The organism is Pseudomonas fluorescens (genome assembly GCF_018614655.1).
GTDB lineage: Bacteria > Pseudomonadota > Gammaproteobacteria > Pseudomonadales > Pseudomonadaceae > Aquipseudomonas > Aquipseudomonas fluorescens_BX.
Window position 1 is genome coordinate 1 of record NZ_JAGGOG010000029.1, and the last position, 12,338, is coordinate 12,338.

General features: G+C 59.4%; 11 protein-coding genes and 1 pseudogene. 10 read left to right on the forward strand and 2 right to left on the reverse strand.

Annotated features, from left to right (window positions below):
- The first annotated feature begins 70 nt into the window (after positions 1–70).
- The 9 genes from J7E41_RS25450 to J7E41_RS25490 all read left to right on the forward strand — a co-directional run bounded on the left by J7E41_RS25450 (position 71) and on the right by J7E41_RS25490 (position 10,726).
- Positions 71–433, forward strand: a complete 363-nt coding sequence (locus tag J7E41_RS25450) for a response regulator (RefSeq protein WP_214997037.1) — start codon at positions 71–73, stop codon at positions 431–433.
- A gap of 149 nt (positions 434–582) precedes the next feature.
- Positions 583–1,980 (forward strand): DUF1254 domain-containing protein, encoded by a 1,398-nt coding sequence (locus J7E41_RS25455; protein ID WP_214997038.1) that lies wholly within the window; start codon positions 583–585, stop codon positions 1,978–1,980.
- A gap of 259 nt (positions 1,981–2,239) precedes the next feature.
- Positions 2,240–3,562 carry an ABC transporter substrate-binding protein gene (locus J7E41_RS25460; RefSeq protein WP_214997039.1) on the forward strand — a complete coding sequence of 441 codons (1,323 nt, stop codon included), beginning with the start codon at positions 2,240–2,242 and terminating at the stop codon, positions 3,560–3,562.
- A 177-nt stretch (positions 3,563–3,739) separates the two neighbouring features.
- A complete protein-coding gene (locus tag J7E41_RS25465; RefSeq protein WP_214997040.1) occupies positions 3,740–4,666 on the forward strand; it encodes a carbohydrate ABC transporter permease in 927 nt (308 codons plus the stop codon).
- A 10-nt stretch (positions 4,667–4,676) separates the two neighbouring features.
- The gene (locus J7E41_RS25470) at positions 4,677–5,507 is read left to right on the forward strand and encodes a carbohydrate ABC transporter permease (protein WP_214997041.1); all 831 of its coding nucleotides are present in this window, start codon (positions 4,677–4,679) and stop codon (positions 5,505–5,507) included.
- Positions 5,508–5,544: 37 nt separating this feature from the next.
- Entirely contained in the window at positions 5,545–6,648 is a 1,104-nt protein-coding gene (locus tag J7E41_RS25475; protein WP_214997042.1) for an ABC transporter ATP-binding protein, read from the forward strand.
- Positions 6,649–6,666: 18 nt separating this feature from the next.
- Positions 6,667–8,148: a mannitol dehydrogenase family protein gene (locus tag J7E41_RS25480; RefSeq protein WP_214997043.1), complete on the forward strand. Its 1,482-nt coding sequence runs from the start codon at positions 6,667–6,669 to the stop codon at positions 8,146–8,148.
- Positions 8,149–8,293: 145 nt separating this feature from the next.
- Positions 8,294–9,775, forward strand: coding sequence for a xylulokinase (gene xylB / locus J7E41_RS25485; RefSeq protein WP_214997044.1), 1,482 nt, complete (start codon positions 8,294–8,296; stop codon positions 9,773–9,775).
- Positions 9,776–9,787: 12 nt separating this feature from the next.
- Positions 9,788–10,726: a carbohydrate kinase family protein gene (locus J7E41_RS25490; protein WP_214997045.1), complete on the forward strand. Its 939-nt coding sequence runs from the start codon at positions 9,788–9,790 to the stop codon at positions 10,724–10,726.
- A gap of 7 nt (positions 10,727–10,733) precedes the next feature.
- Here J7E41_RS25490 and aqpZ read toward each other — a convergent pair whose 3' ends face one another.
- Entirely contained in the window at positions 10,734–11,417 is a 684-nt protein-coding gene (aqpZ, locus tag J7E41_RS25495) for an aquaporin Z (RefSeq protein WP_214997046.1), read from the reverse strand.
- A gap of 308 nt (positions 11,418–11,725) precedes the next feature.
- Here aqpZ and J7E41_RS25500 point away from each other — a divergent pair, with 308 nt between their 5' ends.
- Entirely contained in the window at positions 11,726–11,983 is a 258-nt protein-coding gene (locus J7E41_RS25500; protein WP_214997047.1) for a DUF2790 domain-containing protein, read from the forward strand.
- 79 nt (positions 11,984–12,062) lie between these two features.
- On the opposite strand, the pseudogene J7E41_RS25505 reads toward J7E41_RS25500, so the two are convergent.
- A pseudogene (locus tag J7E41_RS25505) lies at positions 12,063–12,329 on the reverse strand (DUF1652 domain-containing protein); the annotation flags it as partial.
- Positions 12,330–12,338 lie beyond the last annotated feature (9 nt).

Here is a 12,338-nt window from a genome sequence, read left to right on the forward strand (position 1 = left end):
ATTAACCGCTCAGGCCACTAGAGGATGATCCTTCAATGACCTGTCCCCTCATTTCTTGGGAACCCTCACTATGTCCGCCGCCTCCACCATCCTTGTAGTCGAAGACGACGTCATCGTGCGCATGCTGATCGTCGATGTCCTCGAAGAACTGGAGTTCACGGTGCTTGAAGCGGCAGACGCCACACAGGCCCTGAAAAATATCGAAAAGACGGATCAGGTGATCGATCTGATGATGACCGACTGGGGCCTGCCCGGTATGAACGGCAACGAATTGGCGAAAAAAGCCCGGGAACTGCGCCCCACATTACCCATCCTGTTTGCCAGCGGTTATGCCGAGAACATTGAGCTTCCCCAAGGTACGCAGATGATCGGCAAGCCATTTTCCATCGACCAGTTGCGCGATAAAGTCAAAGGCATGCTGGCGAAGCCCTGACCCTCTTTCTCTCGATGTCGCCTCCCCGGCGACATCCGGACAAACACTGACTCAGCTACTTGCGACTGTAGGCTCCCACCGAGGCCTACTTCGATCAAAGCCGGAAACTCGACGACATCACCCTAGCTCCCTAATAGAGACGCAACAACATGATCAGAAAACCGAAGCGCCTGCTGTTGGCGAGCCTCTCGATTCTCATGAGCACCGGCGCCTGGGCCGACTTCACGGCTACCCCCAGTGATGCCAGGGTCATTGCCAAGGAGGCCTACTTGTATGGCTTCCCGGTGGTGGAAATGTACAAGACCCTCTACGCCCAGGCGGTGGATAAGGGCGGGGCGAATTTCAAGGCGCCGTTCAACCATATCGGCAACACCGCTCAGGTCTTCACCCCCAAGGACACCGCGTTCGTCACCCCCAACTCGGACACGCCCTACTCCTTCGTCTGGCTGGACCTGCGGGCTGAACCGGTAGTGCTGACCCTGCCAACGATCGAGGAAAACCGTTATTACTCGGTGCAATTGATTGACCTCTATACCCATAACTTCGGCTACCTGGGCACTCGCAGCACCGGCAACAACGGTGGGCATTACATGATCACCGGGCCCGACTGGAAAGGTCAGCAGCCGGCCAATATCGATCGCGTGGTGCGCAGCGAAAGCAATATCGCCTATGCGCTGTATCGCACCCAACTGTTCGATGACAAGGACCTGGGCAAGGTCAAGCAGATCCAGGGCGGCTACAAAGTGGAGCGCCTGAGCCGTTATGTGAACCAGCCCGCGGTCAAGGCATCGAAGATCATCTGGCCAAAACCCTCGCCCCACATGAGCGACAGCCCTCAACTGTTCCGCTACTTGAACTTCATGCTGGCCTTCGCCGCCCCGCAAGACAGTGAAAAAGACCTGTTAGCGCGTTTTGCCACTATCGGCATCGAGGCGGGCAAGCCGTTTGACCTCAAGGCGCTGAACACCGAGCAACGCAAAGCCCTGGAAGACGGGATCGCCGACGGCAAGGCTGAGTTTGCCGCGTTCAAAAAGGACAAGCTCGACACCCATAAAGTCAGCAACGGTGACCTGTTTGGTAGCCGTGACCACCTGCAAAACAATTACCTGTACCGGTACGCCGGCGCCAACATGGGGATGTTCGGCAACTCCAGCGATGAAGCGGCTTACATAAGCTACTTTGTCGACAGCGAGGGCAAACCCGCCAACGGCGCCCGGCACAGCTACACCTTGCACTTCGCCAAGGATCAGTTACCGCCGGCCGATGCGTTCTGGTCGCTGACCCTGTACGACGGCAAGACCAAGCTGCTGGTGCCCAACCACAAGAAGCGCTACCTGATCACTTCGCGGATGCTGCCCAAACTCAAGCTCGATGCCGATGGCGGGCTAACATTGGCCCTGCAACACCACGAGCCACCGCAAGCCGAACAAAGCAATTGGCTGCCGGCGCCACCAGGCCCGTTCTACGCCGTTTTGCGCATCTATCTGCCCAAGCCTGAGGTGGGTAACGGTCAGTGGAAGCAACCACCGCTGACGCCGCTCAAGTAAGCCTGCGTGTCCGGTCACCTTAAAGACCGGACACGTCCATCCCACCTCATCACTGTCGGCTCCAACCGCTGGCCACCGCTACAACCTCTTTCAACCATTGTCCATCGAGTGCAAAAAAGTATCAGTCAAAGTGCTCCCAAGGATTTGTCACCACGCCATTTGAAGGCTGTAATCACCGCACACTCTTCCAGCTGTCGTGGGAGACACAACAACAATAACTGTCCTTCTGTAGCCCCAGGGCGCAGAAATGGAGTGCGCGATGAAGTTCACAGCAAAAGCTCTGCTTGCCTCTACTTGCATCACAGCATGCATGACCCTCAGCGCCGTCAGTCTTGGCGCGCAAACCCTGACCATTGCCACCGTCAACAACAGCGACATGATCCGCATGCAAAAGCTCTCGAAAACCTTCGAGACCGAGCATCCGGAAATCAAATTGAACTGGGTGGTACTCGAAGAAAACGTCCTGCGCCAACGCCTGACCACCGACATCGCCACCCAGGGCGGACAGTTCGATGTGTTGACCATCGGCATGTACGAAGCCGCACTCTGGGGTGCCAAGGGCTGGCTGGAACCGATGAAGGACCTGCCGGCGTCCTACGACCTAGACGACGTTTTCCCTTCCGTGCGTGACGGTCTTTCAGTCAAGGGCTCGCTCTACGCCCTGCCGTTTTACGCCGAAAGCTCCATCACCTATTACCGCACCGACCTGTTCAAGGACGCCGGGCTAACCATGCCTGAGCATCCAACCTGGACACAGATCGGCGAGTTTGCCGAAAAGCTCACCAATAAGGACAAGGAACAATACGGCCTGTGCCTGCGAGGCAAAGCCGGTTGGGGCGAGAACATGGCGCTGATCACGACCCTGGCCAACGGCTACGGTGCGCGCTGGTTCGACGAGAAGTGGCAACCGGAATTCAACGGTCCCGAGTGGAAAGACGCCCTGAACTTCTACGTCGACAACATGAAAAAATCCGGCCCTCCGGGTGCCTCCAGCAACGGCTTCAACGAAAACCTGGCGCTGTTCAACAGCGGCAAATGCGCGATCTGGGTGGATGCCAGCGTTGCCGGCTCGTTTGTCACCGACAAGACCCAGAGCAAGGTTTCCGAGCATGTCGGCTTTACCTTCGCCCCCCATGAAAAAACCGACAAAGGCACATCGTGGCTGTACTCCTGGTCCCTGGCAATCCCTGCCAGCTCCAAGGCCAAGGATGCCGCCAAGGTATTCAGTGCCTGGGCCACCTCCAAGGAATACGGTGCGCTGGTTGCCAAGACCGACGGAGTCGCCAACGTACCGCCAGGCACTCGCAAGTCGACCTACAGCGATGAATACATGAAAGCTGCACCGTTCGCCAAGGTGACGCTGGAATCGCTGAAAGTTGCGGACCCAACCAAGCCGACCCTCAAGCCTGTGCCGTATATCGGTATCCAGTTGGTGACCATTCCTGAATTCCAGGCGATTGGTACCCAGGTGGGCAAGTTCTTCTCGGGTGCGTTGACCGGCCAGCAAACGGTGGACCAGGCCTTGACCGCCGCGCAAACCACCACCGAACGAGAAATGAAGCGGGCGGGTTATCCCAAGTAAAGCCGGCCTACCGCGCTAAATGTGGGGGCCCGCTTTATGTGGGAGCCGGGCTTGCCCGCGATTGCATCACCTCGGTCTGACCGTTAAACCGAGGTGATGCAATCGCAGGCAAGCCAGCTCCCACACTGACCGCGCTCCGACGCAGATTCTGTATGCAGCTGACTGGTTCTGATCATCATGAATACCACCACCGCCCACGTGCAAACTGCTACCCCGGAAAAGGCGCGTAAAAGCCGCCTGATCAACCCCGGCTGGTTCCTTGTCAGCCCCTCGGTAGCCTTGTTGCTGCTGTGGATGATCGTGCCTCTTGGCATGACCCTGTACTTTTCGTTGATCCGCTACAACCTGCTTTATCCCGGCGAAAACCAATTCGTAGGCCTGGAAAACTTCACCTACTTCATCACCGACTCAGGTTTTCTGCCCGGTGCGACCAATACCCTGTTGCTGGTGGGTAGCGTATTGCTGATCAGCGTGGTGTTTGGCGTACTGATCAGTGCCCTGCTTGAGGCCAGCGAATTTTTCGGGCGCGGCCTGGTGCGGGTGTTGCTGATTTCGCCGTTCTTCATCATGCCCACCGTCGGTGCGCTGATCTGGAAGAACCTGATTTTCCATCCGGTGTCGGGAATTCTCGCGGCGGTGTGGAAGCTGTTCGGCGCCCAGCCGGTGGACTGGTTGGCTCACTATCCGCTGCTGTCGATCATCATCATCGTGTCCTGGCAATGGCTGCCCTTCGCGATCCTGATCCTGATGACCGCCATGCAGTCCCTGGACCAGGAACAGAAAGAAGCCGCACGCCTGGACGGCGCCGGCGCCATCGCGATCTTCTGGCACCTGACCCTGCCCCACCTGGCGCGCCCCATCGCCGTGGTGGTGATGATTGAAACCATCTTCCTGCTGTCGGTGTTCGCGGAAATCTTCACCACCACCAATGGCGGTCCGGGTTACGCCTCGACCAACCTCGCCTACCTGATCTACAACCAGGCGCTGGTGCAGTTCGATGTGGGTATGGCGTCAGCCGGCGGCTTGATTGCCGTGGTCATCGCCAATATCGCGGCGATCATCCTGGTGCGGATGATCGGCAAAAACCTGACTGACAAGCCTTGAGGGCCGCGCCATGACGCTTCAACAATCCCGCCGCTTGCAAAGCGTGCTGCTCGGTACCCTGGCCTGGGCCATCGCGATCCTGATCTTTTTCCCGATCTTCTGGATGGTGCTGACCAGCTTCAAGACCGAAATCGACGCGTTCGCCACGCCGCCGCAGTTCATTTTCACACCGACACTTGAGAACTACCTGCACATCAACGAACGCAGCAACTACTTCAGCTACGCCTGGAACTCGGTGCTGATTTCCTTCAGCGCCACCGCGTTGTGCCTGTTGATCTCGGTACCGGCGGCCTACTCCATGGCCTTCTACGAGACCAAGCGCACTAAAGGCACGCTGTTGTGGATGCTGTCGACCAAGATGCTGCCGCCGGTGGGCGTACTGATGCCGATCTACCTGCTGGCCAAGAGCCTTGGCCTGCTGGATACGCGTATTGCGCTGATCATCATCTACACCCTGATCAACCTGCCGATCGTGGTCTGGATGGTTTACACCTACTTCAAGGACATCCCCAAGGACATCCTCGAAGCCGCCCGCCTGGACGGCGCCACCCTGTGGCAGGAAATGGTCCGGGTGCTGCTGCCGATTGCCAAGGGCGGCCTGGCCTCGACAGTGTTGCTGTCGCTGATCCTGTGCTGGAACGAAGCGTTCTGGTCGCTGAACCTGACCTCCTCCAACGCCGCGCCACTGACCGCGTTGATCGCGTCCTACTCCAGCCCCGAAGGCTTGTTCTGGGCCAAATTGTCCGCCGTGTCGACCCTGGCCTGTGCGCCGATCCTGATCTTTGGCTGGATCAGCCAGAAGCAGTTGGTCCGCGGTTTGTCCTTCGGCGCCGTGAAGTAACGGCCTCTATTTAACTAATTGAAAGCGGAGGCCCACCATGGCCAACCTGAAAATCAAAAATCTGCAAAAAGGCTTCGAAGGCTTCTCCATCATCAAGGGCATCGACCTGGAAGTGAATGATAAGGAATTCGTGGTCTTCGTCGGCCCATCGGGCTGCGGTAAATCCACCCTGCTGCGGCTGATCGCCGGCCTGGAAGAAGTCACCGAAGGCACCATCGAACTGGACGGTCGCGACATCACCGAAGTAACCCCGGCCAAGCGTGACCTGGCGATGGTGTTCCAGACCTACGCCCTGTACCCGCACATGACCGTGCGCAAAAACATGTCGTTTGCCCTGGACCTGGCGGGCATCGACAAAAAGATCGTCGAGAGCAAAGTCAGCGAAGCGGCGCGCATCCTGGAACTGGGGCCGTTGCTGGAGCGCAAGCCCAAGCAACTGTCGGGCGGCCAGCGTCAGCGGGTGGCCATCGGCCGCGCCATCGTGCGCAACCCGAAGATCTTTCTGTTCGATGAGCCGCTGTCCAACCTTGACGCCGCCTTGCGGGTGCAAATGCGCCTGGAACTGTCGCGCCTGCATAAAGAACTGCAAGCGACCATGATCTACGTGACCCACGATCAGGTCGAAGCCATGACCCTGGCCGACAAGGTGGTGGTGCTCAACAGTGGCCGCGTCGAACAGGTCGGCTCGCCGCTGGAGCTGTACCACCAGCCCGCGAATCTGTTTGTCGCGGGCTTCCTCGGCACCCCGAAAATGGGCTTCCTCAAAGGCAAAGTCACCCGCCTTGAGGCCCAGGGCTGTGAAGTGCAACTGGACGCCGGCACCCGCATCAGCCTGCCCCTGAGCAGCGCGACCTTGAGCGTCGGCAGTGAAGTGACCCTGGGCATTCGCCCGGAACACCTGGAAATCGCCTCCCCCGGCGACACCGGCCTGACCGTCACCGCCGATGTCGGCGAACGCCTGGGCAGCGACACCTTCTGCCACGTCATCACCTCGAACGGTGAACCGTTGACCCTGCGTATCCGCGGTGACATGGCCAGCCAGTACGGTGAAACGTTGCACCTGCACCTGGACCCGACCCATTGCCACCTGTTCGATGCCGACGGCGTGGCGGTGGCCCGTCCACTGCGCGCTGCCGCCTGATTTCGCGAGAATCTTTTGATGAAACTGAACAAGCAAAACCTCACGCAACTGGCGCCTGAAGTGCAATTGCCGGCCTATGCCATTGCCGATACCCGTCAAGGCATTGCCCATATTGGTGTGGGTGGTTTCCACCGGGCCCATCAGGCGTATTACACCGATGCGTTGATGAACCTGGGCGAGGGTCTCGACTGGAGCATCTGCGGTGTTGGCCTGCGGGCGGATGACCGCAAGGCCCGGGACGATCTGGCCGGTCAGGATTATCTCTACACCCTGTATGAACTGGGCGATACCGACGACACCGAAGTCCGGGTAATTGGCGCCATCAGCGACATGCTGCTGGCCGAAGACGGCGCCCAGGCGTTGATCGACAAACTGGCGAGCCCGCAGATCCGCATCGTTTCGCTGACCATCACCGAGGGCGGCTACTGCATCGATGACAGCAACGGTGAGTTCATGGCCCACCTGCCACAGATTCAGCACGACCTGGCTCACCCCCATGCGCCGAAAACCGTGTTCGGTTTTATCTGTGCGGCGTTGACCAAGCGGCGAGCGGCGGGCATTCCAGCATTCACGGTGATGTCCTGCGATAACCTGCCCCACAACGGCGCCGTTACCCGCAAGGCGCTGCTGGCCTTCACCGCACTGCAAAACGCCGACCTGCATGACTGGATCAAGGTTAATGTCAGTTTCCCCAACGCGATGGTCGACCGCATCACGCCGATGACCAGCACCGCTCACCGCCTGCAATTGCACGATGACCATGGTGTCGATGATGCCTGGCCAGTGGTGTGCGAGCCTTTTGTGCAATGGGTGCTGGAAGACAAGTTCGTCAATGGCCGTCCGGCCTGGGAAAAGGTCGGCGTGCAGTTCACCGACGACGTGACCCCTTACGAAGAGATGAAGATCGGGCTGCTTAATGGCAGTCACCTGGCATTGACCTACCTGGGGTTTCTCAAGGGTTATCGCTTTGTCCACGAGACCATGAACGACCCGCTGTTCGTGGCCTATATGCGTGCCTACATGGACCTGGACGTGACCCCGCAACTGGCACCGGTACCGGGCATCGACCTGACTGAATACAAGCAGACCCTGGTGGATCGTTTCTCCAACCAGGCGATTGCAGACCAGTTGGAGCGGGTGTGTTCCGATGGCTCATCGAAATTTCCCAAGTTCACCGTGCCGACCATCAATCGGTTGATCGCCGATGGGCGCGAGACCGAGCGTGCAGCGCTGGTGGTGGCGGCGTGGGCACTGTACTTGAAGGGCGTGGATGAGAACGGTGTGATCTACCGCATCCCTGATCCCCGTGCAGAGTTCTGCCAGGGACTAGTGACTGACGATGTGGTACTCAGTCGGCGGCTGCTGGGGGTAGAAGAGATTTTTGGTACGGCTATTCCCAATTCCCCAGCGTTTGTGGCAGCGTTCGAGCGTTGCTATGAAAGCTTGCGCGATGTGGGTGTGACAAAAACCCTGGAGCGCCTGCTCGCCAATCTCCACTGACAGAACCTATGTAGCCGCTGCCGAGGTACGAGGCTGCGATGAGTCGCGGAGCGGCTCCCGGGGGCGGTCCTGCGGACACGCATCGCAGCCTCGTACCTCGGCAGCGGCTACACATTACCCATTCGAAAATGCTGAGCAACCCACTATGACCCAGCAAAACCTTTACCTCGGTATCGACTGCGGCACCCAAGGCACCAAGGCTATCGTCCTCGACGCTACCAGCGGCAAGGTCCTGGGTCTCGGCGCCGCCAACCATACACTGATCAGCGGTGCCAACGGCCGCCGTGAACAAGACACCCAAGAGTGGCTGGATGCCTTTACCGAAGCCACCCACAGCGCGTTGCAGCAGGCCGGGGTCGATGGCCAGGACATCCTCGCCATCGGCGTTTCCGGCCAGCAACACGGCTTGGTGCTGCTGGATGACCAAGGCAAAGTCCTGCGCCCGGCCAAGCTGTGGTGCGACACTGAAACCACGCCAGAAAATGATCGTCTGTTGCAGCATCTGGGCGGCGAAAGCGGGTCATTGGAGCGCCTCGGCGTGGCCATTGCACCCGGCTACACAGTGTCCAAATTGCTCTGGACCCGCGAGCAGCACCCGGATATTTTCGCCCGCATCGCCCATATCCTGCTGCCCCACGACTACCTCAACTACTGGCTCACCGGCCGTGCCTGCGCGGAATACGGTGATGCTTCAGGCACTGGCTACTTCAACGTGCGCACGCGCGAGTGGGACCTGCCGCTGCTGCGCCATATCGACCCCGATGGACGCCTGGAAGCGGCGTTGCCAACGCTGATCGAGGCCCACGAAAGCGTTGGCACCCTACTGCCGGCCATCGCCGAGCGCCTGGGGATCAACCCCAGCGCCCAAGTATCCAGCGGCGGTGGCGACAACATGATGGGCGCCATCGGTACCGGCAATATCGCCCCTGGGGTGATCACCATGAGCCTGGGCTCATCCGGTACGGTCTATGCCTTCAATGATCAGCCCAATGTCAGCCCTCAGGCCTCGGTGGCGACCTTTTGCTCTTCCAGCGGCGGTTGGCTGCCATTGATCTGCACCATGAACCTGACCAATGCCACCGGGGTTATCCGTGAGCTGTTCGAGCTGGACCTGGCCGGCTTCAACACCCTGGTCGCCCAGGCCCCCATCGGGGCAGACGGTGTGAGTATGCTGCCGTTCCTCAATGGCGAACGGGTGCCCGCCCTGCCCCACGCTACCGGCAGCCTGCTGGGATTGACCATGACCAACCTGACGCGCGCCAACCTCTGCCGCGCGGTGGTCGAGGGCACCACCTTCGGCTTGCGGTATGGCCTGGACCTGTTGCGCGAAACCGGTCTGCAAAGCCAGAGTATCCGCCTGATCGGCGGCGGTTCGAAAAGTCCTGTCTGGCGGCAGATGGTCGCCGATATCATGAACACCGAAGTCATCTGTACCGAACAAAGCGAAGCGGCAGCCCTGGGCGCAGCGATCCAGGCGGCCTGGAGCCAGACCGGTGAAAGCCTGGCGGCGCTATGCCTGCGCTGTGTCAGTGTCGACCCGACCAGCCGCACCCTGCCGGTGGCAACCAGCGTCAGCGCCTATCAGCAGGCCTATGAGCGTTATCAACAGCACGTGGCATCCCTTTAAGAGCGAGCGAATATGTATTTGGTATGTGGCGAGGCGCTGTTTGATTTTTTCAGCGAGGAAGATGCCAGTGGTCAGGCGTCGAAGGTCAACTACAAGGCCATTGCCGGTGGCTCGCCGTTCAACGTGGCGGTGGGTTTGCGCCGCCTGGGGATCGATGCCGGGTTGTTTGCCGGGTTGTCCAATGATTACCTGGGGCGACGCCTGTTGCAGGTACTCAAGGATGAAGGCGTACGTGAGGATTACCTGCTGGAGTTCACCGCCCCCACCACCCTGGCGATGGTCGCCGTGGGCGCCAACGGCTCACCGCAGTACAGCTTTCGCGGTGAGGGTTGTGCCGACCGGCAATTGCAACTGAAGCATTTGCCGCCCCTGGGAGCAGACATTCGGGGTGTGCATATCGGCTCGTTCTCCCTGGTGGTCCAACCGATTGCCGACACCTTGCTGGCCCTGGTCCGACGGGAAAGTGGCAAGCGCCTGATCAGCCTTGACCCCAACGTGCGCCTGAACCCGGAGCCGAATATTGAATTGTGGCGCCAGCGCGTGGCCGAGCTGGTCAAGCATGCCGACCTGATCAAGGTCAGCGATGAAGACCTGCATCTGCTGTATCCCGACCAGTCGCCCGAAAGCGTCCTGCAAGGCTGGTTGCAGTACCGTTGCCAGTTGGTGTTCCTGACCCGTGGCGGTGACGGCGCCAGCGTGTTCAGCCGTCAACACGGCAATTGGACGGCGCCAGCGGTCAAGGTGGTGATGGCCGATACTGTCGGCGCCGGGGATACCTTCCAGGCCGCGTTGATCGCCTGGTTGACCGAGCAGCAATTGGACTCGGTCGAGGGGCTGCAGAACCTCTCCCGGGAGCAGATCGACAGCCTGCTCAACTTCGCCATCCGCGCTGCGGCGCTGACGTGTGGCAAGACCGGCCCGGACTTGCCGTATCGACATCAACTGGGCTGAACCCTGCCTATTTCTCCTTGAGCGCCCCGGCCAGGCAGGCCCCCAACGCTCCACCCAATAGCGGGGCCAGCCAGAACAGCCAGAGCTGTGACAGGTAGGCGGTACCGGCGAATAACGCCGGCCCCGTACTGCGAGCCGGGTTGATTGAGGTGTTGGTGACAGGCATCGCCACCAGGTGGATCAGCATCAACGCCAGCCCCATGGCAATGGGCGCAAACCCCGGCGCTGCACCCGGCGCCGTGACCCGCATGAAGATGAACACATAAAATAGCGTCGCCACGACTTCAACCACCAGTGCCGCCAACAGGCTGTAGCGGTCCGGGCTCAACGGGCCATAGCCATTCGCCGCAAACGCGCCTATTTCAAAGCCCGGGCGGCCACTGGCAATCAGTGCCAGGACCGCAGCGGCCACTACAGCGCCAGCCACTTGGGCAATGATGTAGGGCAGCACATCAACACCGGCGACCCGACGTTCGAGCCATAGGCCAATGGTCACCGCCGGGTTGAAGTGCGCCCCGGAAATACCTCCCACCGCGTAGGACATCGTCAGTACCGCCAGGCCAAACGCCAGGGCTACGCCGAAATGACCGATACCTGACTCAGGCAACACCGCCGCTAAAATAGCGCTGCCACAACCACCGAAAGTCAGCCAGAACGTTCCGAGAAACTCTGCTGCGATTTTTTGTTGCAAGATCAACCCCACGCATTGCACATGCCCTCTCGCTGAAGGGCCCGGCAGGGAAGTTAGCAACGTAAATGCCGTGTACGTATCAGACTTTTCCGGTATGCAGGTTAGTTTTTCAAACCAGCAGCGCAGGCCCTTTCGATGGGCGCGGCTTTTGCGCAAATATGAAGGTTTTGTCAGCAAAGCCCGGCTTAATCTATGGTTAATCCCCCGCGCAGAGAGTGAAATCGACCGCACTCGCACAACGCCTGTGCCTTGGGCGGTCGCTCCTCCATCACGTTGATGGGTGGCCGAACGACTAGCGGAGAAACACCATGAAACTGCGTACGTTCATGCTCAGTAGTGCGCTTGCCCTGACCGCTGTAACGGGGATGGCGCAGGCGGACACCACGCCCGCAGTGCCCTATCACTACGGCATGCCGTTGAATATCGCCAAGGTGATTTCAATGAACGAAACCCCGACCAATGAATGCAAGGTGATCAAGGCGGATATGAAGTTCTTGAACAAGGCCGGGAAAGTCGAAGACGTCAGTTATCACAAACTGTCAGAAGCCTGTGACTTTCAGAATTGAGGGACTGTGAAACACCATTGGGCCTGGAATTTACCAGGCCCTGAACTTATCGTTGACGCAACCTCAGCCGTCCCTTCAGCTAGTGCCAGGGACGCTCCCCTACTCGCTTAAGCGCCGGAGCATGTTGATGCTTGAGGTCCTCACGCAACCCGCTGATCAGGTTGCAAAGGGCTCGACTGCTATCGAGTTTGTCGGCGCAAATACCGGTCACCACAAGGTTCACCCGATCCTGGTCCTTTTCGTCGTAGACCTTGACCGTCAAAGACGCGTCCTCGGCCTTGATGCACTCACAGCGCTTAGGCAGGAAACTTCCTTCAATAATGCTGCGTAACTCTAGTGTCCTGAGTTAGAAGTT

Bases quoted from the DNA above. Each gene is read 5' to 3' on its own strand.
- J7E41_RS25450 (WP_214997037.1), top strand. From the start codon at position 71: ATGTCCGCCGCCTCCACCATCCTTGTAGTCGAAGACGACGTCATCGTG.
- J7E41_RS25455 (WP_214997038.1), top strand. From the start codon at position 583: ATGATCAGAAAACCGAAGCGCCTGCTGTTGGCGAGCCTCTCGATTCTC.
- J7E41_RS25460 (WP_214997039.1), top strand. From the start codon at position 2,240: ATGAAGTTCACAGCAAAAGCTCTGCTTGCCTCTACTTGCATCACAGCA.
- J7E41_RS25465 (WP_214997040.1), top strand. From the start codon at position 3,740: ATGAATACCACCACCGCCCACGTGCAAACTGCTACCCCGGAAAAGGCG.
- J7E41_RS25470 (WP_214997041.1), top strand. From the start codon at position 4,677: ATGACGCTTCAACAATCCCGCCGCTTGCAAAGCGTGCTGCTCGGTACC.
- J7E41_RS25475 (WP_214997042.1), top strand. From the start codon at position 5,545: ATGGCCAACCTGAAAATCAAAAATCTGCAAAAAGGCTTCGAAGGCTTC.
- J7E41_RS25480 (WP_214997043.1), top strand. From the start codon at position 6,667: ATGAAACTGAACAAGCAAAACCTCACGCAACTGGCGCCTGAAGTGCAA.
- xylB (WP_214997044.1), top strand. From the start codon at position 8,294: ATGACCCAGCAAAACCTTTACCTCGGTATCGACTGCGGCACCCAAGGC.
- J7E41_RS25490 (WP_214997045.1), top strand. From the start codon at position 9,788: ATGTATTTGGTATGTGGCGAGGCGCTGTTTGATTTTTTCAGCGAGGAA.
- J7E41_RS25500 (WP_214997047.1), top strand. From the start codon at position 11,726: ATGAAACTGCGTACGTTCATGCTCAGTAGTGCGCTTGCCCTGACCGCT.